Source organism: Kineococcus gynurae (assembly GCF_042433995.1).
Classification (GTDB): domain Bacteria; phylum Actinomycetota; class Actinomycetes; order Actinomycetales; family Kineococcaceae; genus Kineococcus; species Kineococcus gynurae.
Window position 1 is genome coordinate 473,942 of sequence record NZ_JBHLUI010000008.1, and the last position, 23,369, is coordinate 497,310.

The window sequence follows — 23,369 nt, forward strand, 5'->3', positions numbered from 1 at the left end:
CCCCGGTCAGGCCCGGGTCTGCAACCGCCGGAACGCGGAACCGTGGAACACCAGCGGCTCGACGTCCTCGGGTGTGGTCAGCGCGTGCACGTCGAGCAGCACGATCCCGTGGTCGCCCGCGGCGACCACCTCACGGACCGAGGTCTCCAACCAGCAGGCGGCACCGTCGATGAAGACGGCCCCCTGCTCGCTGGAGCGGGTGGTCAGCCCGGCGAACCGGTCGCGCCCCTTGGCGGCGAGCGCCTTGGCGGTGGCGTCGTGGCTCTCGCCCAGCACGGAGATGCCGATGCGGGGCAGCTCTTCCAGCACCGGCCAGGTGCCCGACGTCCACTGGATGCAGAAGGCGACGATCGGCGGGTCGAGGGAGACGCCGACGAAGCTGGAGGCGGCGAACCCGATCGGCGATCCGGTCGTGGGGTCGAGGGCGGCCACCCCCACCACACCGGTCGGGAAGCGCCCGAAGGCGGTCCGCAGGACGGTCGCGTCGAGCTCGTCGCGGTCGTGCTGCAGCAGGGGCGCGGTCACGGTGCTCACCTTCGTGTCCTCCTCAGATCCCGCGCGGGGCGCGGGTCTCACGTCCTTGTCCGACGGCGGTCGCCGCAGGACCTGGTCTTCACCCGGGGCACCCCATCGCGTGACGGAGGGTTGCCGGCCGACCAGCCGGGGCTCGATGTCGGCGCTCGTGACCTTCAATCGAAATCTACTGTCGGCCCGCAACCGGTGCAACGTGGCTGCGCCGTCCGGGGGTCCGGCCCGGCGGGTGCGGTTGACATCGCGTCGCGGGCCGGGCACGGTTCTCGGCAACGCCATCCAGAGCGGCCGAGAGACCCGGATCGACGACGCCGCAGCAACCCCCCGCAGGTCGGGAGCGGGTGCTACCGCCGGGGACGATGGAGGAAGTCATGTCCACGAGCACCCGGACCCCTCGGGTCGCCCGCCCGCGTGCCGTCACGGTCCCGCGCCCCCTGCTCCTGCGCTCGCGCCGGCACATCGACCTGTGCCGCTGCGTCGCCGCCGCCTGTCGCGGCTGACCTCTCCTCGCCGGGTCCCGCTGCGGGCTCGTCCGGCCCGGACGACGGGCGCCCACCGGCGTCCGCCCCGTGCGGCACCCTGCCGCGACAACCCGACCCGGCCGACCCTGCCGACCCGGCCGACCCTGCCTCGTCGCGCCCCGGTCCGTCCGGCCCGTGCGCGCGCCCTCCCCGACCGACCCACCCTCGAACGGAAGAGAACCCCGATGACCAGCTCCACCGACACCCGCCCCGACGTCGACACCTCCCAGGCCCGGTTCGCCGAGTACGCCCATCCGGAGCGCCTGGTCAGCACGGAGTGGCTCGCCGCGAACCTCGGCCGGGAGGGGCTCGTCGTCGTCGAGAGCGACGAGGACGTCCTGCTCTGGGACACCGGCCACATCCCCGGCTCGGTCAAGGTCGACTGGCACACCGAGCTGAACGACCCCGTCACGCGTGACTACGTCGACGGCGAAGGCTTCGCCGACCTGCTCTCGCGCAAGGGGATCCGGCGCGAGGACACCATCGTCCTGTACGGGGACAAGAGCAACTGGTGGGCCGCCTACGCGCTGTGGGTGTTCACCCTGTTCGGTCACGAGGACGTGCGCCTGCTGGACGGGGGCCGGGCCAAGTGGGTCGCCGAGGGCCGCGAGCTCACCACCGACGTCCCCTCGCCCGAGCGCACCGAGTACCCCGTGGTGGAGCGTGACGACGCCGCGATCCGGGCGTTCAAGGACGACGTCCGGGACTTCCTCGGCGGTCAGCTCATCGACGTCCGCTCCCCGCAGGAGTACACCGGTGAGCGCACCCACATGCCCGACTACCCGCAGGAGGGCACCCTGCGCGGGGGCCACGTCCCGGGTGCGGCCAGCGTCCCGTGGGCGAAGGCGGCGGCCGAGGACGGCACCTTCCGCAGCCGGCGCGAGCTCGAGGACCTCTACCTGGGCGAGGCCGGGCTGGAGCCGGGCGAGCCCACGATCACTTACTGCCGCATCGGTGAGCGCTCGAGCCACACCTGGTTCGTGCTCACCCACCTGCTGGGGCTGTCCGACGTGCGCAACTACGACGGCAGCTGGACGGAGTGGGGCAACGCCGTGCGCGTCCCGATCGTCACCGGCGGCGAGCGCGGCGGGAGTCCCGCCTCGCCCACGGCATGAGCCGCGGGCCGGCGACGCTGCTGCGGGGCACGACCCCGCCCACGTGGCGCTACGACCGGCTCGTCGAGGCCCTGACCCCCGTCCTGCGGGGGTTGGGGTCGGCCCCGCTCCGGGTGCTCGACGTCGGGGGCGGCGCCGGGCGCGACGCGGTCGCGCTCGCCCGGTTGGGGCACGAGGTCCTCGTGCTCGACACCTCGGCCCGGGCGCTGGCCCAGGCCCACGAGGCGGCCGACCGGGCCGGCGTCGCCGACCGGATCCGGACCGTCGACGCCGACCTGGAGGACCTGACGACCCTGGCCGAGCTGACCCGCTACCGGGCGGGCGGCTCGGGCTCCTTCGACCTCGTCTGCTGCCACGACGTACTCGGGGGCCGGGGCAGCGCCGAGCAGGTGCTGCTCGACCTCGCGACCGTGTCGTCGTCGGTGCGGCCCGGCGGGGTGCTGTCCCTGCTCGGGCCGGTGCGGCCCGCGCGGGGCGAGCTGGGCCTGGACCCTGACGTGCTCGGGGTGGCCCTGCTCGACCTCGGTCTCCACGAGGTCTCGCCGGGGGAGCTGCTCGCCCCCGTGGGCGAGCGCGGGACGCCGTTCTGGCACCTCACCGCCCGCCGCGCCTGAGCGGCCGACCCACCGACGACGAACGGCCGTGCCCCTCGCGGGGCACGGCCGTCCGTCGTCATGACGAGGTCAGGAGCGGGCCTTGTCACCCTCGTAGATGTCGGTGTTCTGGGCCGCGGTGATGAGCGCGTCCTCGGAGCGGGTCTGGTTGATCGCGACGGCCTGGACCGGCAGCACCGCGTGCCAGAACCAGTCGGTGAGCACCCGGGCCCGGTTGGCCATGCTCGGCAGGGCGTAGAGGTGGTAGCCGCGCGCCACGATCTTGGCCGGGAGACCGGTCAGCTCGATCCCGAGCGGCTTGGCCACGGCGGTCAGCCCACCGAGGTCGGCCACCAGGCCGAGGTCCTTGTGGACGTAGTCCTGGGCGACGCCGACCCCGAGCGAGGCGGCGATGTTCTTGCCGACCCGGGTGCCCTGACGCTGCGCGTGCTGCGCCGTGGGCGGGGTGACCGGGGCCGGGCCGTCGGCGGGCTTCTCCTTGGCCAGGTCGGGCGTGGCGGCGCAGTCGCCGACGGCCCAGACGTCCTCGGCCGCCCGGCCCTGGGCGTCCACGACGAGACGACCGCGCTCCAGCGGCAGCCCCAGCGTGCCGACCAGCGGGCTCGCGGCGATGCCGGCGCCCCAGATCAGCGTCCGGGAGGGGACGGGCGTGCCGTCGGTCAGGGTGACGACGTTGCCCTCGACCTTCTGCACCGAGACGCCGAGGCGGACGTCGATGCCGCGGTCCTTGAGCGCGGCGAGGGCGTACTGGCCCAGCCGGGGCCCGAGCTCGGGCAGGACGGCCGGGGCGACGTCGATCAGCAGCCAGCGCACGTCGCGGACGTCGATGTTCGTCCAGCGCTCGGCCACGCGGGTCAGCCACCGATGGGTCTGGGCCACGATCTCGGTGCCGGTGTAGCCGGCCCCGACCGCCACGACGGTCATGCGCTCGGCGCGCTCGGCGTCGAAGCGGGGGTCGTCCGGGAGGGCGTCGGCCGCGTCGAGCTGGGAGAGGAGGTGGTCGCGGACGAACACGGCCTCGGTGATCGTCTTGACCCCGCGGGCGGACTCGGACACGCCGGGGATGGGGAAGCGACGGGTGATCGAGCCGGGCGACAGCAGCAGGCGGTCGTAGGAGACGACCTGGGTGTCCTGGTCGATCTGACCGTGCTCGGAGCGCGAGACGGTGACGGTCTTGGCCTCGACGTCGACCGCGGTCGCGTGGCCGATGATGATCTTGGTCTTGGGGAGCGCCTGGCGCAGGGAGACCGCGATGTGGCGGGGTTCCAGCACCGAGGCGGTGACGTCCGGCAGCAGCGGCGCGTACGTCAGGTGGTCGGTCGGATTGATCAGGACGAGCTCGGCGGTACCGGGAGGCAGCAGCTTCTCGAGCTTGCGACCCGCGTAGAGACCGGCGAAGCCGCCCCCGACGATCACGACACGTTGACGAGCGTCCACGCTTTCCACCCTTTCGGCCTTGCCAGGTCGTCCTTCGGTGCCGACGGCTGCGGTGGACGCCCGTGGCCACCTCGTCGTCGGTTCAGGCCTCAAAGATAGCCGCTCCCGGGGGCACCGCGGCGGTACCCCCGGCAAACCCCGGACCCGTCCCGCCCGCGCGTGGGCGGGGAAGATCCCCGGGGTCGGCGCGGTGGGGCCGGTGCCGAGTAGGCTCCCCCCACCATCCAGAGCGGCCGAGAGACCCGGCTCGACGACGCCGCAGCAACCCCCGCCCGACGCGGGGGTGCTCATGCCGGGATCGATGGAGGAGACGAGCACGATGACCGACCCGTCCACCGACGCCGCCGCCGGGCGGCCGACCGGGTACGCGGGGGACCTCACCCCGCGCGAGGCCTACGACCTCCTCACCCACGACCCCGCCGCCGTCCTGGTCGACGTGCGCACCGAGGCGGAGTGGACGTTCGTGGGCGTCCCGCAGCTGCCCGGCCGCGGCCCGCTGCTGGTCTCCTGGGCCCCCCGCCCCGGGGAGGTGCCCGGCACGGAGTTCCTCGCCGAGCTCGCCCGCCAGGGGGTGCGCCCCGGCCCGGACCCGGTCGTGTTCCTCTGCCGCTCGGGGAAGCGCTCGGTGGCGGCGGCCACCGCGGCCACGGCCGCCGGGTACACCGCCGCGCAGAACGTGCTCGACGGGTTCGAGGGCGACCTCGACGCGTCCGGGCACCGCGGCGGCGCGGGCTGGCGGGCCGAGGGCCTGCCCTGGCGGCAGTCGTGAGCGCCGACGCGACGCCGCCCCCGCTGCGACCGGACACCCTCGCCGTCCGCGGTGGGCTGGCCCGGTCGGGTTTCGAGGAGACGGCCGAGGCGCTCTACCTGACCTCGGGCTACGTCTACTCCTCGGCGGGCGCCGCCGAGGCCGCGTTCGCGGGCGAGGTCGACCGGTTCGTCTACTCCCGCTACGGGAACCCGACCGTGGCCGTGTTCGAGGAACGGCTGCGGCTGCTGGAGGGGGCCGAGGCCTGCTTCGCCACGGCGAGCGGGATGTCGGCGGTGTTCACCGCGCTGGCCGGGTTGTTGGGCCAGGGGGACCGGGTCGTGGCCGCCCGCAGCCTGTTCGGCTCCTGCTTCGTGATCCTCGACGAGATCCTGCCGCGGTGGGGTGTGCAGACCGTGTTCGTGGACGGCGAGGACCCCACCCAGTGGGAACGAGCCCTGTCCGAACCGACCACCGCGGTGTTCTTCGAGACCCCCGCCAACCCCATGCAGACGCTGGTCGACATCGAGCACGTCAGCCGACTGGCCCACGCGGTCGGGGCCACGGTCGTCGTCGACAACGCGTTCGTCTCCCCGGTGCAGCAGAGACCCCTGGAGTTCGGGGCCGACGTCGTCGTCTACTCCGGGACCAAGCACATCGACGGGCAGGGGCGGGTCCTCGGGGGCGCGATCCTCGGCTCGAAGGAGTTCGTCGACGGACCCGTGCAGAACCTCATGCGGCACACGGGCCCGTCGCTCTCGCCCTTCAACGCCTGGACCCTGGTGAAGGGTCTGGAGACGATGTCGTTGCGGGTCAGGCATTCCGCCGCGTCGGCGCAGCGCATCGCCGAGGAGCTGGAACGTCACCCCGGCGTCGCCTGGGTGCGCTACCCGACGCTGGCCTCGCACCCCCAGCACGAGCTCGCCGCCGCTCAGATGACCGGGGGCGGGACCGTGCTGACGTTCGCGGTGGACGCGCCCGAGGGGCGGGGCAAGGAGCGGGCCTTCGCGACGCTCGACGCCCTGCAGGTGGTCGACATCTCCAACAACCTGGGCGACTCCAAGACGCTCGCGACGCACCCGGCGACCACGACCCACCGACGCCTGGGGGTGGAGGGCCGCGCGGCCATCGGGCTCACCGACGGCGTCATCCGGGTCTCGGTCGGCCTCGAGGACGTCGAGGACCTGCTCGAGGACCTCACCGGGGCGCTGACGCGAGCGCGGGGGTAGCGACCTCCTCGAACCGTCGGGTCGCGGCCGCCAGCAGGTCGGCCGCGACCCGCTCGTTGAGCCGGAAGAACCCGTGGTCCAGGCGTGGCCGGGCGAAGGCGGCGGCCCAGCCGTCGCCGGCCACGGCCGGGCCGACCGCGAACCGGCGCGGGTGGACGCTCCCGTCGGCGTGGTGCAGCCGGTGCTCCGGGTCGACCGCCAGTCGCCCGCTGCGGTGCACCGCGCCCGTCGCCCCGTCCTCGGGGAACTGCTGCGCCACGGCCTCGCCCCGCCGGTGCAGCGCGGCGAGGAGCGGATCGGTGGTGGCGGTCACGTCGGCCGCGGGCAGGCGCGCGTCGACGAGCACGCGGGCCCGCACCGGGGCCGGGCCGCCGTCGGTGCCGGCGACCCAGCAGCCGTGCTCCTCGTCCAGCCCGACCGTGGTCCCGGCCCCCAGGAAGCGGACCAGCCCCGCCTCGGCGAGCGCCAGCAGCCGGGTCAGCCGGGCCGGTGGCGGTCCGCTGGCCGCGTAGCTGAAGAAGCCGTGCCACCACCCGTCGACGTCCAGGGCGGCCGACCGGGCGCTCAGCACCCCGCGGTGCACCAGCCCGGCGGTCACGGCGTAGGCGTGCAGCAGCGTCACGAAGACGGCCTGGTCGGCGGAGTGGCGCGGGTCGCCCCGGCGCAGCAGGTCGGCGCCGATGTGCTCGACCACCCGTCCGTGCACCCGGTCCGGGTCGGCGGGGGCGTCCCCGTCCAGCGGACGGTCGAACCGGGCGAGGTCCAGGCGGTCCTCCGGCGCGGGGACGGCCGCGGCGACCAGTGCCGCCAGCTCGGCCGAGCCCCACGGGGTCCGCTCGAAGGCCTCGGCGAAGGCCGCCCACCCGCCCCGCGTCCGGCCCGGGTGCGCGGCGAACAGCTCGCGGTAGTGGGCGAAGGCCAGGTCGCGTGCGATGAGCGGCCACACGTCGCCGCGCAGGTCGAGGGGTCGGCCGAGCTCGGCCCGCAGGCGTTCGACCCGTCCGCCCGAGTACCAGCGCAGGCCGGCCCGGACGTCGGCCTCGTAGGTGAGCTTCGAGCGGTAGGGCACCCCGCGACGGGTCCCCACGTGCAGGACCGGCTCGTCCCCGGACGGGTGGTAGACCAGCCGCCCCGACCCGGAGTCGTCCGCGGGGGAGAAGCGTCCGCCGCGGCCCTCGGTCACCAGGGTGACCAGGTCGACGAAGGCCAGTCCCATGCCCAGCACGAGCACGTCCTGCCCGGCCGCGAGCGGCGAGAGGTCGGCGTCGTTGGTGTAGGCGGGGGCCACGTAGTCCAGGTCGTGGGCGGCCGCGATCCGGGCGAGCTCGTGCTCCCGCCCCGAGGCCACCACCTCGAGGTGCCCCTGGGCGAGCAGCACCACGTCGGCGGTGAGCGTCGGACCCGCCTCGGTCCGCACGAGCTGGCGACCGTCGGGGGCGTCGACGAGGTCGACGGCCCGCCCGCGGTGCAGCCGGACCGCGTCGGGACCGGCCAGCTCGCGCAGGCGGGTCAGCACACCGTCGAACTGCTCCACCAGGTAGGCCCCGGCCAGCGTGCGCGAGGGGAAGCTGCCGGGGGTGAGTCCCTCGACCTCCGCGGCGGCCCCGGGGGTCCCCGCGGCCCGCAGACCGGTGGCGAGCCGCTCCCGGTTCGCGGCCACCCAGTCGTAGAGGGTCGGGGCCGCACCGCGGCTCCCGCGCAGGGTCGAGGACTCGTCCGGCAGCACGGCCACGTCGGCGGCCCGGGAGTTCATCCAGAGCAACGGGCTCTGCTCCCGGCGCCAGACCCGCCCGGCCCCGGGCGGGTAGGGGTCGAGGACGTCGACCCGCACCCGCCGGCCCTGCCCGAGGTCGGGGTCGACCGCCAGCAGTCCCGCCAGACGGTCCAGGACCCCGAGCGTCCGGGGACCGGCCCCGACGCAGACCACCCGCAGCTCGTCGTCCGGTGCGCTCGCCATGCCGATCACAACCTCCCGGGGCCCCGTCCGCCTTCCCGACCCGCGCCCCGGGTCCGCGCCCCGGACCCGGGGCGCGGACCGGACCCGGGGGCGACCGGACTCAGGTGTAGAGCGTGAAGCCCGGGTACTCGCCGGTGAGGAAGTGCCGCCCCACCTCGCGCGCCTTGTACTGCACGGGGTCGTGCAGCGTGTGCGTGCGCACGTTGCGCCAGAACCGGTCGAAGCCGTACCGGTTGCTGCTGGCCCGGGCGCCGGTGACCTCGTAGATCGCCGACGTGGTCTCGATCGCCAGGTCGGAGGAGACGACCTTGAGGGCCGCGATCTCCTCGGCCACCTCTCCGCGCTCGGCCCAGGTCAGGTCGCACCCGCGCGCGTGGGCCTGCGACAACGACTCGCCCACGCTGCGGCCCAGGGCCTCGGCCGCGCGCAGCCGCGCCACCAGGCGGCCGTAGGTGGCCAGGATGTAGGGGTCCTCGGTCGCGTCGGTGACGTCGGAGAGCAACCACGGCCGGGTGGTCGTCCGGGTGTAGTCGGCCGCGGTCTCCAGCGCGCCCCGGGTGACCCCGAGGTAGAAGTGGCCGAACGCGGCCTGGATGGCCGGGGTGACGAGCGAGCCGTAGACCCCGGAGTCCTCGGCCGAACCGAGCACCGCGTCCGGGGTGATGCGCACGTCCTCGAACCGCACCGACCCGCTGGCCGAGAGGCGCTGCCCCAGGTTGTCCCAGTCGCCGCCCTTGACGAAGCCGGGGGTCTCCCGGGGGACGACCACGAGCAGGTTGCGCTGCGTGTCGTCGGTGACCGCCCCGACGACGGTGACATCGCCGACGCTCGCCCCGGTGGAGAAGTTCTTGGTGCCGCGCAGCAGGTAGTCGTCGCTGCCCGGGACCCGGACGAGCTGCAGGTCGGGGTCGACGGGGTTGACCGAGTCGCCCCACAGCCACTGCGACCGCACCGAGGGGACCCCCCAGCGCTGCCGGCCCTCGTCGTCGGCGACCCAGACGAGGTTGTGGGCGTTGACGTAGTGGTAGGCCACGAGCTGCGAGATGGAGCCGTCGGTGCGGGCGATCTCGCGCACGACCTCGAGGGCCACCGACCACGGGTGCCCCCCGCCGCCGATCTCGGTCGGCAGCAGGATCGAGGGCAACCCCGCCCTGCGCAGCTGCTCGGCCTCGGCGAACGGTTCGGCGTTGGCGCGGTCGCGTTCGAGCGCGTCGAGGCCGAGGGTGTCGGCGACCTCGCGGGCGGCGGTCAGGACCTCCTGGACGGACGTGGGCCCGGACGTCCCGGACGTCCCGGACGTCTCGGACGTCTCGGACGTGGCGGTCGCGGGGGACGCGGGGGACGTGGCGGGTGCGGACGTGACGGTGCTCATCGGGCGCCTCCGCCGTGGACCCGGGCGGCGGCGAAGCGGGCCGCCGGGTGGTCGTCGCGCAGGCGGGCCTGGCCCTTGCCGAAGATGTTCTCGCGCAACGTCTCTCCTTCGTAGTCGGTGGGGTAGACGCCCCGGCGCTGCAGTTCGGGCACGACGTGCTCGACGATGTCGGCGAAGGTGCCGGGGGTGATGGCGTAGGCGCAGTTGAACCCGTCGACGTCGCCGACCTCGATCCAGCGCTGCAGCTCGTCGGCGACGGTCGTCGGGGAACCGACGATCACCGCGCCCATCCCGCCGATGCCGACCCAGTTGGCGATGTCGCGCGGGGTCCACCTCCGGTCGGGGTCGGCCGTCGAGAACGCCTCGACCGCCGACCGCACGGCCTCGGTCTCGGCGTACTCCAGCGGTTCGTCCGGCGGGTAGCTCGACAGGTCCAGCCCGCTCCAGCCGCCGTAGAGGTTCAGCGCGCCGTCGTAGCTGACGTAGCTCGCGTACTCCTCGTACTTGGCCCGGGCCTCCTCGTCGGTCGCCGCGGTGATGATGGTGACCAGCGTGAAGACCTTGATCGAGTCGCGGTCGCGGCCCTCCGCCTCCGCGGCGTCGCGCAGGCGGTCGACCCAGGGGCGCATGATCTCGGGGCGGGTGGCCGTGTTGAAGACCGCCTCACCGTGCCGGGCGGCGAACCCGATGCCGCGCGCCGAGGCGCCGGCCTGGAAGATGACCGGCGTGCGTTGCGGGCTCGGGGCGCTCAGCGCGATCCCCGGGACGTCGTAGAACTGCCCGTGGTGCTCGATCGGGTGGACCTTGGCCGGGTCGGTGTAGACCCCGGTCTCGCGGTCGCGGACCACCGCGTCGTCCTCCCAGGAGGACTCCCACAGCTGGTAGACGACGTCCATGAACTCCTCGGCCAGCTCGTAGCGCTGGTCGTGGCGGATCTGGGTGTCCAGCCCGAGGTTCCTGGCCGCGCTCTCCAGGTAGGAGGTCACGACGTTCCACCCCACCCGGCCGTTGCTGTAGTGGTCCAGGGTGGCCATCCGGCGCGCGAAGGCGTACGGCTTCTCGTAGGTGGAGGAGACCGTGACCCCGAAACCCAGGTGCTCGGTGACCGCGGCCATGGCCGAGACCGCCATCGCCGGGTCGCCCACCGGGACCTGGGTGGACTCCCGCAGCGCGGTCTCGGGTCCCGCCTTGTACACGTCGTAGATGCCGAGCACGTCGGCGATGAACAACGACGTGAACCGTCCGCGCTCCAGCAACCGGGCCAGCTCGGTCCAGTAGCGGATGTCCTCGAAGCGCCAGGACTCGTCCTGCGGGTGCCGCCACAGCCCGGGGGACTGGTGGCCGACGCAGGTCATGTCGAAGGCGTTGAGGTGGATGCGGCGGTCGCTCATGCAGGGTCTCCGATCACTTCACGGCCCCGGCGGACAGTCCACCGACGAGCCATTTCTGGGCGAGGACCGCGAGCACGTACATCGGCACGATGCCGACGAGCGAGGCCGCGGCCTGCTGGCCGAACTGGACGGTGCGGTCGCCCTGGAACAGCGACAACCCCACCGTGAGGGTCTGGCTCGCGGTGCTCTGCGAGAAGGAGACCGCGAACAGGAACTCGTTGTAGGAGAGGAAGAGGCAGATGAGCAGCGCGGCCACCAGCCCGGGGGCCAGCAGGGGCAGCACGAGCCGCAGCAACCCGCCGGAGGTGGACAGCCCGTCCACCCAACCGGCCTCCTCGATCTCCAGGGGGATCCGCCGGACGAAACCGTCCAGCAGCCACACCGCGACCGGGACGTTGGCCAGACCGTTGACCAGGATCAGGCCGACCACGGAGTTCGTGAGCCCGCCCGTCTTGAGCAGGTAGTACAGCGGCAGGACGGCCACGACCGGCGGGGCGCAGTAGCTGGCCAGCAGCAGGGTCTGCAGCCGTTCGCCGCGCCGGCCGGCCCGCGCGGTGACGTAGGCCGCGGGGACCGCGACCAGCGAGGTCAGCAGCGTGGCGCCGATCGCGACCACCCAGGAGTTCGCCAGCATCGTCGTCAGGGGGACGGTGCCGAAGGCGGCCGGGAAGTTGTCCCAGCGCACGGTGGAGGGCAGCCAGCCACCGTTGGCGATGTCGTCGACGCTGCGCAGCGAGAGCGACACCAGGAACAGCACCGGGACCAGGGCCAGGAACGCGACCAGGGCCAGGACGACGCGGACCGTGCTGCGCTGCAGCACGCCGGCGTTCACTGCTCCGCCTTGACGGCGCGGGCGCGCAGCAGCGACACGACGGTGGTCAGCACCCCGACCAGCAGCCCGAAGACCAACGTCATGGCCGCCGCGGTCCCGATCTCGTAGGAACCGCGCAGACCCGTCCGGAAGATCTCGAACCCGGTCAGGATGGTCGACACTCCCGGCCCGCCCTGCGTCACGACGACCACGAGGTCGAAGACCTTCAGCCCGATGACGAGTTCGAGCAGCAGGACGGAGAGCACGTTGGGCAGCACGACCGGCCACACGACGTGGGTGAACGTGCGGACGGCGCCGGCCCCGTCGAGGGCCGCCGCCTCCCGCAGTTCGTGGTCCACCCCGAGGAGGGCGGCGAACACCAGCAGCGTCACCAACGGCGTCCACTGCCAGACGTGCATGACCAGCAGCGAGGAGAACGCCCCCACGCCGTCGCCGAGAGGGTTGGCCCCGGGGAACCCGAGGGCCGAGAACACCCCGCCGAAGGCGCCGCCGACCGGGGCGAGCATGAGTTTCCAGGCGACCCCGACCATCACCGGCGGGGTCACCAGCGGCAGCAGCAGGATGGTTCCGACCACGCCGAACCGGGTCCCCCGCGCGTGCAGCAGGAGGGCCAGCGCGGTGCCGAGCGCGGTGGTGGCGAGCGCCGCGCCCACCGCGAAGACGGTCGAGCGGACGAGCGAGCCCGCGAACGCCAGCGACTCCCACGCCTCGACGACGTTCTCCGTCCCCGTCCAGCGGACGAGGGGGTGGGCCAGGGTCGACTTCGTCAGCGCCAGGGCCACCACGAAGAGCGTGGGGTAGAGCAGCATGACCGCCAGGCCGGCGAGGCTCGGGGCGGCCAGCCACGTCGAGACGTGCCCGGGCCGGTGCCGACCGGGCACGGCCCGGCGCGCCGTCCGCGCGCGCCGGGCCTGCTCGGGGATGGTCACCGTGGCCGTGGGGGTGCCGACGTCCGTGGGGGCGCTCATCCGAGCTCGTTCTCCCAGGTCTCGGCGGCGTCGTCGAGCGCGGTCTGCGCGTCCTTGTCGCCCTGCATGGCCAGGGCCAGCTGGTCCACCAGGTCCTGCAGGAGCTTGGGTGCCCCGGCCTCGCGCGGCCAGGCCAGCGGGGAGCCGAGCAGCCCCTCGCGGATGACGTCCACGGCCTTGCCCGCGGCGGTCGCGTACTCGGCGCTCTCCAGGACGCTCGTGCGGGCCGGGTCGATGCCGGAGCCCGCGGTCGAGGACAGCAGGAAGTTGTGCTCCTTGTCGGTGGCCCACTTCACGAAGGCCGCGGCGACGCCCTGCTGGCTCGACCCCGCCGAGACGCCGAGGCCGAAGCCCGCGTTCAGGGCGGTCCGGGGGGTGGTGTTGGACCCGCCGGTCGGGAGGGTGACGACACCCCACTTGTCCACGATCTTCGAGCTGGACGGGTCCTGGGCCTTGAGGCCGAGGTCGGTCCACGTGTCGAGCATGGCGCCCTGGCCGGAGAGGAACGCGGAGTTGGCCTGGTCGAAGCCGGTCTGCAGGGGTGTCGGCAGCGCGGCCGGCTGCACGTCGATGAGGTGCTGCAGCGCCGCGAGGCCCTCCGCACCCGCGAAGGCGACCTTGCCGGACTCGTCGAGCAGCGTCCCGCCGTACCCGGCGAGGCGGTTGATGAAGGAGCAGCCGAGGATCATCGGGACCTGCTGCGCCTCGACGATGGCCCCGTAGACGCTGCCGCCGGAGTCCTGGGTGATCTTGGCCGCGGCCGCGTCGTACTCGTCCCAGGTCGTCGGGGGCTGGACGCCGTAGCGGTCGAAGACCTCGGCGTTGTAGTAGAGGACGTGGGTGTCCCCGTCGAAGGGCAGGCCGTAGCGCTTGCCGTCCAGCAGCGTGTACGGGTCGTAGATGCTGGCGAGGAAGTCGTCGGGCTCGATGCCGTCGGTGCCGCCGGAGTTGGAGGCGATCCAGTCGGTGAGGTCGACCAGGGCGCCGGCGTCGACCAGGTCGCCCAGGCCGAAGTAGAAGTAGTCGAAGACGTCGAACTCGCCGTCACCGGCCTGCACGTCGAGGATCTGCTTGCTCGTCAGCTGGTCGTAGGGGATCGCGGTGACCTCGAGCGTGCCGCCGAAGTCGTCCTTGAACTTGGGGCCGAGCAGGTCGGTGAAGGCCAGCCGGTGGGGCTGGTTGACCATGAGCTTCAGGGTCGCGCCCTGCAGGCTCGCCTTCTCCTCGCCGGACAGGGCGGCCGAGTTCGAGCCGTCGCCGCAGGCGCTCAACGAGCCGAGCGCGGCCAGGGAGCCGAGCCCCAGGGCCGAGGACAGGACCCGACGACGGGTGGCGAGGATCGGACGGTGGGGCGTGAGCACGGGTTCTCCTCGGAGACGGTGAGCGGGGTCGCTCGCAGGGGTGGGTGGTGCCAGGGGAGGCGGAGCGGGTCCGGCGGGCGCCTCGGACGCTGGACCGGTCCAACCGGTCCAACCGGTCCAACCGGTCCAACCGGTCCGCGGGGACCGGGGTCGCGAGGCGTCGCGGGGCGAGGGGCGTCAGTGCGTGAGCGGGTGCCGTCGACAGCCCGGACGGGCGGGCCCGTGCGGGGTGGACGCGGTACAGATCCGGATCATGGAATCCTCCATCGATCCTGGCGGGAGCACCTGTCGCGGTTCCGAACGCGATGGTTGCTGTGGCGTCGTCGAGCCAGGACTCTCGGCCACTCGGGATGGTGTCGAGGGGGAGCGTAGCGCAGGGCGACGGCCGCTCGGACCACGTCGGCCGGTTCGGGTCGAGGAACCGGATGGGGTGCCCGATGATCCGCCGCGACGGCACTGCCCTCTGCCGCGCCCCGCCTCCTCCGTCGCGCGAGAAGCTGCTGTGCGACACTGGCCGGGATCGAGCGTTCCTCCACACCGGGCGCCCGATCCGTCGACGGATCCGCCGCGCACGCGGTCCGTCCGGGCAGCGCCGCGGTCCAGTGGAAGGACCGGGCCGGCGCACCGGGCGAGCCGAGGCCGGACGCCCGTCGACGCGACCGGCGGGGGCCAGCGCGAAACCGCGAGCCCCAGCCGGACGACCCCAGGACTTCCGCCGGTCCGCGGCTACCGCAGACCGGTGAGCCCTACGAGCACGCCCGCGCGGCAGTGGGCACCGGTGTGACTGCCGCCGCGGGCGACGGGAGAGACCCGTGACCACGTCCGACCTGACCGGAGCCGACTCGGCGCCGGAGAGCACCAGCACGACCGGCGGGGCCCAGCGCCCGCGCCGTCGCCGGGCCGCGAGCCGACCGGCCGGCCCCCCGACCGCCGTGGCGGAAACCCCCGTGGCCCCCACCTCGGCGCAGCCCCCCGCCGCGTCGGCCGCCGACGACCGGCCCGCCCCGGACGCCCCGGCGCCGACCCCGGTGCCCGAGGCGTCCGCGCCGCCCGCCGCGGAGAGCTTCGACGCCGCCGCCGGCCGTCCCCGGACCCGGCGCAGCCGTCGGGCCACCAGCGCCCCGGTCGACGCGAGCGTCGCGCCGACCCCGGTCGCGGCCGAGGCCGCTGCGGGAGACCCGGCCGAGACCCCGGCGGAGACCCCGGCGGAGACCCCCGCCGAGACCCCGGCCGAGACCCCCGCCGTCGAGCCGGCCGAAGCACCGGCCGCGGCCCGGGACGAGTCGCCGGCCCCCACGACGTCCTCCGCCGCCCCGCGGTCGGAGACCTCCGGCACGGACGACCTGATGGACGACCCGGTCCTGCTGCGGGCCCGCGGACTCGCCCGGGGCGCGTCGGCCCCCGTGGCCGACCAGGACCGCGCGGCGGCCGCCGCGGCCCGCGCCACCGCCCTGTTCTTCCAGGCTCCCGAGTCCGAGGAGTCCGACCGGCCGCGCCGGCGGGCCTCCGCCCCGGCGGGGCCGCCCCGTTCCTTCTCGCCGTTCTCGATCTTCGAGGACGGCGACGACGCCGACGACGAGGACGACCAGGACGTCGAGGACGACCAGGACGACCAGGACGTCGACGCCGACGACCTCGAGGACGCGGACCGGGACGACGCCGAGGAGAGCGACGACGAGCCGGAGGCGCGCCCGGCCGGACGTCGCCGGTCTCGCGGCTCCCGTCGCCGCGGCGGACGGGTCGACGCCCGCGAGGACGACGCCGAGGACGACGACTCGGACGATTCCGACGGGTCGGACGCGGCGGACGAGGCCGACGGATCCGAGGACGACGACGAGGGTGCGCCGCGCCGCCGTCGGCGTCGCGGTGGCCGCGGCCGCCGTGGTCGCAACGGCCGCGGGGAGGACGCCGACGACGAGCGCGAGCAGGACGAGGACGGGCCGCGCCCCGAGCGCTCCGGTGGGAACGGTCGCGCCGACTCCGACGCCCAGGGCGAGGAGGACGACGCCGCCGACACCGGGGACGACTCGCAGGGGGACCAGGGGGGCGAGGAGGACTCCGGTTCGGGCTCCTCGCGCCGTCGGCGTCGTCGCCGCCGCCGTTCGGGATCCGGCGAGGGTGACGACGTCGCCGCCGACGACCCGCCGAACACCGTCACCCGGGTGCGCGAGCCCCGTCGGCCGCGCGAGCGCGGGACCGGAGAGGACGAGATCACCGCGCTCAAGGGCTCGACCCGGCTGGAGGCCAAGAAGCAGCGTCGCCGCGAGGGGCGCGAGCAGGGCCGCAAGCGGGCCATCCTGACCGAGGCCGAGTTCCTGGCCCGGCGCGAGAGCGTCGAGCGGGTCATGGTGGTGCGCGAGTCCGACGGCCGCACCCAGATCGGCGTCCTCGAGGACGGCATCCTGGCCGAGCACTACGGGGCCAAGAAGGCCCAGACGACGATGGTCGGCAACATCTACCTGGGCCGCGTCCAGAACGTCCTGCCCAGCATGGAGGCCGCGTTCATCGACGTCGGCAAGGGCCGCAACGCGGTCCTCTACGCGGGCGAGGTCAACTGGGACGCCGCCGGTCTGGAGGGACAACCCCGTCGCATCGAGGCCGCGCTGAAGTCCGGCGACCCGGTCCTGGTGCAGGTCACGAAGGACCCGGTCGGGCACAAGGGCGCCCGGCTCACCAGCCAGATCAACCTGCCCGGCCGCTACCTCGTCTACGTCCCGCGGGGCTCGATGGCGGGGATCTCGCGCAAGCTGCCCGACACCGAGCGGGCGCGGCTGAAGAAGATCCTCAAGCAGGTCGTCCCCGAGGGGGCCGGCGTGATCGTGCGGACCGCCGCCGAGGGGGTCGCCGAGGAGGAGCTGGCCGCGGACGTGCAACGGCTGCAGGCCACCTGGGAGTCGATCCAGGCCCGCATCACGGCCAAGAACGCCCCGGTGCTGCTGCACGGCGAGCCGGACCTGACCGTCCGCGTCGTCCGCGACGTCTTCAACGAGGACTTCACCAAGCTCGTCGTCGCGGGGGAGTCGGCCTGGCAGACGGTCTCGGACTACGTCCGCGACGTCGCCCCCGACCTGCAGCCCCGGCTGGAGCGGTGGGACTCCGAGGAGGACGTCTTCGCCGCCCACCGCATCGACGAGCAGCTGCAGAAGGCGCTCGGTCGCAAGGTGTACCTGCCCTCGGGTGGTTCGCTCGTGATCGACCCGACCGAGGCCATGCACGTCATCGACGTGAACACCGGGAAGTTCACCGGGGCCGGCGGGACGCTGGAGGAGACGGTCACCCGCAACAACCTCGAGGCCGCCGAGGAGATCGTCCGCCAGCTCCGGCTGCGCGACATCGGCGGGATCATCGTCATCGACTTCATCGACATGGTGCTCGAGGTGAACCGCGACCTCGTGCTGCGCCGACTGGTCGAGTGCCTCGGCCGGGACCGCACCAAGCACCAGGTGGCCGAGGTGACCTCGCTCGGGCTCGTCCAGATGACCCGCAAGCGGACCGGTCAGGGGCTGGCCGCGGTGCTGGAGGAGCTGGAGGCCGACGAGGCCGAGCAGGCCGCGGCCGCGCCGGGCGGGAGCCGCCCGGGCGGTGCCGCGGGCGGCGCGGGGGAGTCCGAGGACCGCTCCGGCGCGAACGGGTCCGGGGGCAACGGGTCCGGGGGCAACGGGTCCGGGGGGTCGGGCGGTCGCTCGCGGCGCAGCCGCGGCGGCAAGAACCGCACCGAGGAGAAGGCGCCCCCGGTGGCGCCCGCCCCGGCGCGTCAGCCGTTCCCGATGCCGCCGCCGGCGGCCTTCGCCAAGCACGACGAGCCGGCTCCCGGCGACGGTCCGGCCCCCGAGGACTCCTGACGGTCGGGCGCGGGCGTCGTTTTGACCCCGCCCGCGCCCGCCCCGTAGGATCGACCCTCGGTGTGCCGAGCACACCCCCGCGCTCCGCGCTGCTGGTCTGACGGTCCTCGAGACCGACGGTCTGATGGTTCCGAGGGCGCCCAGTACGTTCGACGAGAGAAACGGGTTCGTTGTGGTTTACGCCATCGTCCGCGCCGGTGGCCGGCAGGAGAAGGTCGCGGTCGGCGACGTGCTGACCATCGACCGCGTCGCCGGTGCCAAGGGGTCCTCCCTCGACCTGCAGGCGCTCCTCCTCGTCGACGGGTCCGAGGTGACCACCGACGCCGCCAAGCTCGCCGGGGTCAAGGTCACCGCCGAGGTCGTCGAGGACGCCAAGGGGCCCAAGATCACGATCCTGAAGTACAAGAACAAGACCGGGTACCGGAAGCGGCAGGGTCACCGCCAGAAGTACACCCGCGTCAAGATCACCTCGATCGGGGAGTGACGTCAACCCATGGCACACAAGAAGGGCGCGAGCTCCTCGCGCAACGGTCGTGACTCCGCCGCGCAGCGTCTCGGCGTGAAGCGCTTCGGCGGCCAGGTCGTCAGCGCCGGCGAGATCCTCGTCCGCCAGCGCGGCACCCACTTCCACCCCGGGGCCGGCGTCGGCCGCGGCGGGGACGACACCCTGTTCGCCCTGGTGGGCGGCGCGGTCGAGTTCGGCACCAAGCGCGGCCGCAAGGTCGTGAACGTCGTCGCGGGCGAATGATCCGCACGACCACCAGTTCAGCGTGACCGAGAGGGCGGGCCGGGACACCGGCCCGCCCTCTCGTGCGTCGGCCCTCCGGCCGGCGCTCCCGGCAGCACCCCTCTGACAGACCGGAGACACCCCTCATGACGTCCTTCGTGGACCGCGTCGTCCTGCACGTCGCGGGCGGAGACGGCGGCAACGGCTGCGCCTCGGTGCACCGGGAGAAGTTCAAGCCGCTGGGCGGCCCCGACGGCGGCAACGGCGGCCGTGGCGGCGACGTCATCCTCGAGGTGGACCCGCAGGTCACGACGCTGCTGGAGCACCACCGGCGACCGCACCGCCGGGCCACCCACGGCGGTCGCGGCGAGGGGTCGCACCGCAACGGCGCCGACGGAGAGGACCTGGTCGTCGGTGTCCCGGACGGCACCATCGTCAAGACCCCCAAGGGCGAGGTGATCGCCGACCTGGTGGGTCCCGGGACCCGTCTCGTCGTCGCCCAGGGCGGTCGGGGTGGTCTCGGCAACGCCGCGCTGGCCTCCAAGGCGCGCAAGGCGCCCGGGTTCGCGCTGCTGGGGGAGGCGGGGGACCTCGGCGACGTCGCCCTCGAGCTCAAGACGCTCGCCGACATCGCCCTGGTCGGGTTCCCGAGCGCGGGCAAGTCCTCGCTGGTCGCGGCGATGTCCGCGGCCCGTCCCAAGATCGCCGACTACCCCTTCACCACGCTCGTGCCCAACCTCGGGGTCGTCGAGGCGGGCTCGACCCGCTTCACCGTCGCCGACGTGCCGGGTCTGATCCCGGGCGCCAGCGAGGGCCGCGGGCTCGGTCTGGACTTCCTGCGCCACGTCGAGCGCTGCGTGGCCCTGGTCCACGTGCTCGACGGGGCCACGCTGGAGACCGACCGGGACCCCGTGGGCGACCTCGAGGCCATCGAGAAGGAGCTCGCCGCCTACGCGGTCGAGGACGGCGACGTCCCGCTGCAGGATCGCCCGCGGCTCATCGTCATCAACAAGGCCGACGTGCCCGACGCGCGCGACCTCGCCGACATCGTGCGGGCCGACCTGGAGAAGCGCGGGGCGCCGGTCTTCGTGGTCTCCGCGGTCGCCCACCACGGTCTGCGCGAGCTGGCCTTCGCCATGGCCGAGGTCGTCGAGGCCGCCCGGGCCGCCGCCCCGCCGCCCGCCCCGACCCGCACGATCATCGTCCCCCGGGCGATCGACGACAGCGGGTTCACCGTCACCCGTGAGGTCTACGGCGACGTCGAGACCGGTGGGGTGCGCTTCCGGGTCCGCGGGGAGAAGCCCACCCGCTGGGTGCGCCAGACCGACTTCAGCAACGACGAGGCCGTCGGCTACCTGGCCGACCGGCTCGCCCGTCTCGGGGTCGAGGACGAGCTGTTCAAGGCCGGGGCCGTCCCCGGTTCCGAGGTGCTCATCGGGGCCGACGAGAACGCCGTCGTCTTCGACTGGGAGCCGACCATGTCGCCGGGCTACGCCGGGCACGCGGTCATGGGCCCCCGCGGCACCGACCTCCGCCTCGACGAGTCCCAGCGCCCGACCCGGGCCACCAAGCGCGAGGAGGAGCGCGACCGCCGGGCCGCCAAGGCCGCGGCCCGCGCCGAGCTCGAGACCGAGCGCCGCGCCGGGCACTGGACCGGGGACGACGAGCGGTGAGCGCCGCGGTGGCCCGGTGGTGAGCGTCGGGGGTCGCGCCGGGCTGGCCTCGGCCCGACGGGTCGTGGTCAAGGTCGGTTCGTCCTCGCTGACCACGGCGGTCGGCGGGCTCGACGCGAACCGGCTCGACGAGCTCGTCGACGTCCTCGCCGCCCGCCGTCTCGCGGGCGGGGAGGTGGTCCTCGTCTCCTCCGGGGCCATCGCCGCGGGTCTGGCCCCGCTCGGGATGCACCGGCGACCGCGCGACCTGCCCTCGCAGCAGGCGGCCGCCAGCGTCGGACAGGGGTTGCTGCTGGCCGAGTACACCCGTGCCTTCGCGGGCGCGGGACTGACCGTCGGACAGGTCCTGCTGACCGCCGACGACGTCGTGCGGCGCACCCACTACGGCAACGCCCAGCGCACGCTGGAGCGGCTGCTGGCCCTCGGGGTCGTCCCCGTGGTGAACGAGAACGACACCGTCGCCACCCACGAGATCCGCTTCGGCGACAACGACCGGCTGGCCGCCCTGGTGGCCCACCTCGTCCGGGCCGACGCGCTCGTCCTGCTCTCCGACGTCGACGCCGTCCACGACGGTCCGCCCGACCGGCCCGGCACGCGCCGGATCGCGCACGTCGCCGGACCCGCCGACCTCGAGGGCGTCACGATCGGCTCGACCGGGGCCGCGGGGGTCGGCACCGGGGGCATGACCACCAAGATCGACGCCGCCGAGATCGCCGTGGCCGCCGGCGTCCCCACCCTGGTCACCGCGGCCGCGCTGGCCCGGCCGGCGCTGGCCGGGGAGGACGTCGGGACGTGGTTCTCGGTGCCGGGCACGGCGGTCAGCGCCACCCGTCGCCCGAGCACGCGCCGGCTCTGGCTGGCGCACGCCGCCACCCCCGCGGGCCGTCTCGTCCTGGACGAGGGAGCGGTGCGCGCGGTGAGCGAACGACGGTCCTCCCTCCTGCCGGCCGGGGTCACCGGGGTGAGCGGCACGTTCGGGGCCGGCGACCCGGTGGAGCTGGTCGACGCGTTCGGCCACGCGCTGGCCCGCGGGCTGGTGAACTACTCCTCGGACGAGGTCCCCGACATGCTCGGCCGCTCCACCCGGGAGCTGGCGCGGCAGTGGGGCCCGGCCTACGAGCGCGAGCTGGTGCACCGCGACCACCTGGTCCTGCTCCGGCCGGGGGCTCGGCGGGCCTGAGCGCCGGACCGGGACGGGCACGACGGAGGGTGGGGGCGACGGTGGGGGATCCGCACGAGGTGGAGCTGCTGCCGCTGTGGTCGGTCACGCTGACGGTCGCCGGGGAACGTACCGACCTCGGCGGTCTCCGCTCGGCCCTGGACGCGTTGGTCCGCGAACGACCGCTGCTCTCCCGGGTCCGTTACGCCGCCGACCGGGTCGAGCTGCACTACTGGGACGAGGCCGAGGACGCCGACGACGCGGCGGCGCTGGCGCTGCGGCTCTGGCCGGAGCACCGGCGCAGCACCGGTCTGCCCGACTGGCGGGTGGCCGGGGTCGAGGTCGTCGACCGGGCCACGGTGGAGCACCGCCTCGCCCGTGCGGCCCGCGACGCCGCTCCCCGTCCCGGGGGACGGCCCCGGTGGCGGCACGGCGGCCGTCCCCTCGACGTGGTCGGTGACGTGGCGCCCTGGTGACCCGGGTCCCTCGGGCGGGAATCCCCGGGAGCGGGGTGGGCGCAGACCGTACGATCGGGGCATGACGCTGCTCGCCGACTCCGCGACCCCGTCCGACGCGACCACCGCCGGGGCGGGCACCCCGGCCGCCGCGCCGGACCCGGCCGTCGCCGAGGCCGTGCTGGCCACCTGCCGGGCGGCCAAGGAGGCCTCGCGCGCCCTGCGGCTGGCCTCGCGCGCGGACAAGGACGCGGCCCTGCTGGCCGTCGCCGCGGCCATCGAGGCGGCGACCGAGCGCGTCGTCGCCGCCAACGCCGAAGACCTGGCCCGGGGCGAGGCCGAGGGCACCTCGGCCTCGCTGCTGGACCGGCTCCGGCTGGACGCCCCCCGCGTCGCGGCGCTCGCCGCCGCCGTCCGCGACGTCGTCGCCCTCCCGGACCCGGTCGGGGAGGTCGTGCGCGGTTCGACGCTGCCCAACGGGCTGCGGCTGCGGCAGGTCCGCGTGCCGATGGGCGTGCTGGGCGTGGTCTACGAGGCACGACCGAACGTGACGGTCGACGTCGCCGTGCTCGCGCTCAAGAGCGGCAACGCCGTGGTCCTGCGCGGCGGGTCGGCGGCCCGGTCCAGCAACGCGGTCCTCGTCGAGGTCATCCGCGACGCGCTCGCCGCCTCGGGGCTGCCCGCCGACGCGGTCACCACGATCGACGAGCACGGTCGCGACGGGGTGGGGGTGCTGCTCACCGCCCGCGGCCTGGTCGACCTGCTCGTGCCCCGCGGTGGGGCCGACCTCATCCAGCGCGTCGTGCGGGAGGCGACCGTCCCGGTGATCGAGACCGGGGTCGGCAACTGCCACGTGTACGTCGACGCCTCCGCCGACCTCGAGCAGGCCGTCGAGATCGTGCTCAACGCCAAGGTGTCGCGCCCGAGCGTCTGCAACGCGGCCGAGACCGTCCTGGTGCACTCGGCGCTGGCGACGGACTTCCTGCCGACCCTGCTCGGTGCCCTCGACGCCGCCGGGGTCACCCTGCACGCCGACGCGACCGCGGCCCGGGCCGCGGAGTCGGTGGGCCTCGCGGTGCAGCCGGTGACCGACGCCGACTGGGCCGCGGAGTACCACGGCCTGGAGATCGCGGTCGGGGTGGTCGACTCGGTCGAGGAGGCCGTGGCCCACATCGCGCGGTGGTCCTCGGCCCACACCGAGGCCGTGCTCGCGACCGACGTCCGGGTCACCGACTACTTCACCGCCGCGGTGGACTCCGCCGTGGTGGCGGTGAACGCCTCGACCCGCTTCACCGACGGCGGGGAGTTCGGGCTGGGGGCCGAGGTCGGCATCTCCACCCAGAAGCTGCACGCGCGCGGACCGATGGGGCTCGGGGAGCTCACCACCACGACCTGGCACGTCCTCGGCGCCGGGCACGTGCGGGTCTGAGCGGCCTC

General features: G+C 74.4%; 20 protein-coding genes and 3 riboswitches. Of the genes, 12 read left to right on the top strand and 8 right to left on the bottom strand.

Translation table 11 applies throughout. The features are described 5' to 3' along the window. Positions 1–6: 6 nt before the first annotated feature. Positions 7–576, bottom strand: coding sequence for a flavin reductase family protein (locus tag ACFFKU_RS08620; protein WP_380137194.1), 570 nt, complete (start codon positions 574–576; stop codon positions 7–9). Then, positions 572–688: riboswitch (SAM riboswitch) on the bottom strand. (Overlaps the previous gene by 5 nt.) A gap of 214 nt (positions 689–902) precedes the next feature. Here ACFFKU_RS08620 and ACFFKU_RS08625 point away from each other — a divergent pair. From ACFFKU_RS08625 to ACFFKU_RS08635, 3 genes are all read left to right on the top strand, one after another. After that, positions 903–1,031 carry a hypothetical protein gene (locus tag ACFFKU_RS08625; protein WP_380137195.1) on the top strand — a complete coding sequence of 43 codons (129 nt, stop codon included), beginning with the start codon at positions 903–905 and terminating at the stop codon, positions 1,029–1,031. A gap of 206 nt (positions 1,032–1,237) precedes the next feature. Beyond that, on the top strand, positions 1,238–2,167 hold the full coding sequence (locus ACFFKU_RS08630) for a sulfurtransferase (protein WP_380137196.1): 930 nt from the start codon (positions 1,238–1,240) through the stop codon (positions 2,165–2,167). Then, complete coding sequence (locus tag ACFFKU_RS08635; RefSeq protein WP_380137199.1) at positions 2,164–2,781, top strand: class I SAM-dependent methyltransferase; 618 nt, start codon at positions 2,164–2,166, stop codon at positions 2,779–2,781. Before ACFFKU_RS08630 ends, ACFFKU_RS08635 begins: the two co-directional genes overlap by 4 nt. Positions 2,782–2,850: 69 nt before the next feature. On the opposite strand, the gene ACFFKU_RS08640 is transcribed toward ACFFKU_RS08635, so the two are convergent. After that, positions 2,851–4,218: an NAD(P)/FAD-dependent oxidoreductase gene (locus tag ACFFKU_RS08640; protein WP_380137201.1), complete on the bottom strand. Its 1,368-nt coding sequence runs from the start codon at positions 4,216–4,218 to the stop codon at positions 2,851–2,853. 217 nt (positions 4,219–4,435) lie between these two features. Further along, positions 4,436–4,526, top strand: a riboswitch (SAM riboswitch). Between the two features lie 11 nt (positions 4,527–4,537). On the opposite strand from ACFFKU_RS08640, the gene ACFFKU_RS08645 reads away from it, so the two are divergent. Beyond that, complete coding sequence (locus tag ACFFKU_RS08645) at positions 4,538–4,987, top strand: rhodanese-like domain-containing protein (RefSeq protein WP_380137202.1); 450 nt, start codon at positions 4,538–4,540, stop codon at positions 4,985–4,987. Further along, a complete protein-coding gene (locus ACFFKU_RS08650; protein WP_380137204.1) occupies positions 4,984–6,195 on the top strand; it encodes an O-succinylhomoserine sulfhydrylase in 1,212 nt (403 codons plus the stop codon). Before ACFFKU_RS08645 ends, ACFFKU_RS08650 begins: the two co-directional genes overlap by 4 nt. Here ACFFKU_RS08650 and ACFFKU_RS08655 read toward each other — a convergent pair. From ACFFKU_RS08655 to ACFFKU_RS08680, 6 genes are all read right to left on the bottom strand, one after another. Continuing rightward, the gene (locus ACFFKU_RS08655) at positions 6,164–8,152 is read right to left on the bottom strand and encodes an FAD/NAD(P)-binding protein (RefSeq protein WP_380137206.1); all 1,989 of its coding nucleotides are present in this window, start codon (positions 8,150–8,152) and stop codon (positions 6,164–6,166) included. The genes ACFFKU_RS08650 and ACFFKU_RS08655 overlap by 32 nt on opposite strands. A 100-nt stretch (positions 8,153–8,252) precedes the next feature. Continuing rightward, entirely contained in the window at positions 8,253–9,524 is a 1,272-nt protein-coding gene (locus ACFFKU_RS08660; RefSeq protein WP_380137208.1) for an acyl-CoA dehydrogenase family protein, read from the bottom strand. Beyond that, positions 9,521–10,915, bottom strand: a complete 1,395-nt coding sequence (locus ACFFKU_RS08665; RefSeq protein WP_380137210.1) for an LLM class flavin-dependent oxidoreductase — start codon at positions 10,913–10,915, stop codon at positions 9,521–9,523. Before ACFFKU_RS08665 ends, ACFFKU_RS08660 begins: the two co-directional genes overlap by 4 nt. 13 nt (positions 10,916–10,928) lie before the next feature. After that, on the bottom strand, positions 10,929–11,747 hold the full coding sequence (locus ACFFKU_RS08670) for a carbohydrate ABC transporter permease (protein WP_380137212.1): 819 nt from the start codon (positions 11,745–11,747) through the stop codon (positions 10,929–10,931). After that, entirely contained in the window at positions 11,744–12,715 is a 972-nt protein-coding gene (locus ACFFKU_RS08675; protein WP_380137213.1) for a carbohydrate ABC transporter permease, read from the bottom strand. Before ACFFKU_RS08675 ends, ACFFKU_RS08670 begins: the two co-directional genes overlap by 4 nt. Then, the gene (locus ACFFKU_RS08680; protein ID WP_380137214.1) at positions 12,712–14,076 is read right to left on the bottom strand and encodes an ABC transporter substrate-binding protein; all 1,365 of its coding nucleotides are present in this window, start codon (positions 14,074–14,076) and stop codon (positions 12,712–12,714) included. Before ACFFKU_RS08680 ends, ACFFKU_RS08675 begins: the two co-directional genes overlap by 4 nt. Positions 14,077–14,336: 260 nt before the next feature. Then, positions 14,337–14,433: riboswitch (SAM riboswitch) on the bottom strand. Between the two features lie 455 nt (positions 14,434–14,888). Here ACFFKU_RS08680 and ACFFKU_RS08685 point away from each other — a divergent pair. From ACFFKU_RS08685 to ACFFKU_RS08715, 7 genes are all read left to right on the top strand, one after another. Continuing rightward, positions 14,889–17,918 carry an Rne/Rng family ribonuclease gene (locus ACFFKU_RS08685; RefSeq protein WP_380137216.1) on the top strand — a complete coding sequence of 1,010 codons (3,030 nt, stop codon included), beginning with the start codon at positions 14,889–14,891 and terminating at the stop codon, positions 17,916–17,918. Positions 17,919–18,090: 172 nt separating this feature from the next. Continuing rightward, positions 18,091–18,402 carry a 50S ribosomal protein L21 gene (gene rplU / locus ACFFKU_RS08690; RefSeq protein WP_380137217.1) on the top strand — a complete coding sequence of 104 codons (312 nt, stop codon included), beginning with the start codon at positions 18,091–18,093 and terminating at the stop codon, positions 18,400–18,402. Between the two features lie 9 nt (positions 18,403–18,411). Further along, positions 18,412–18,666 (top strand): 50S ribosomal protein L27, encoded by a 255-nt coding sequence (rpmA, locus tag ACFFKU_RS08695; protein ID WP_380137219.1) that lies wholly within the window; start codon positions 18,412–18,414, stop codon positions 18,664–18,666. A 125-nt stretch (positions 18,667–18,791) separates the two neighbouring features. Then, positions 18,792–20,318, top strand: coding sequence for a GTPase ObgE (gene obgE / locus ACFFKU_RS08700; protein ID WP_380137220.1), 1,527 nt, complete (start codon positions 18,792–18,794; stop codon positions 20,316–20,318). Between the two features lie 43 nt (positions 20,319–20,361). Then, positions 20,362–21,498, top strand: coding sequence for a glutamate 5-kinase (gene proB, locus ACFFKU_RS08705; protein WP_380138050.1), 1,137 nt, complete (start codon positions 20,362–20,364; stop codon positions 21,496–21,498). Between the two features lie 41 nt (positions 21,499–21,539). Further along, complete coding sequence (locus ACFFKU_RS08710) at positions 21,540–21,953, top strand: DUF8830 family protein (RefSeq protein ID WP_380137221.1); 414 nt, start codon at positions 21,540–21,542, stop codon at positions 21,951–21,953. A 61-nt stretch (positions 21,954–22,014) separates the two neighbouring features. Beyond that, a complete protein-coding gene (locus ACFFKU_RS08715; protein ID WP_380137223.1) occupies positions 22,015–23,361 on the top strand; it encodes a glutamate-5-semialdehyde dehydrogenase in 1,347 nt (448 codons plus the stop codon). Positions 23,362–23,369: the final 8 nt, after the last annotated feature.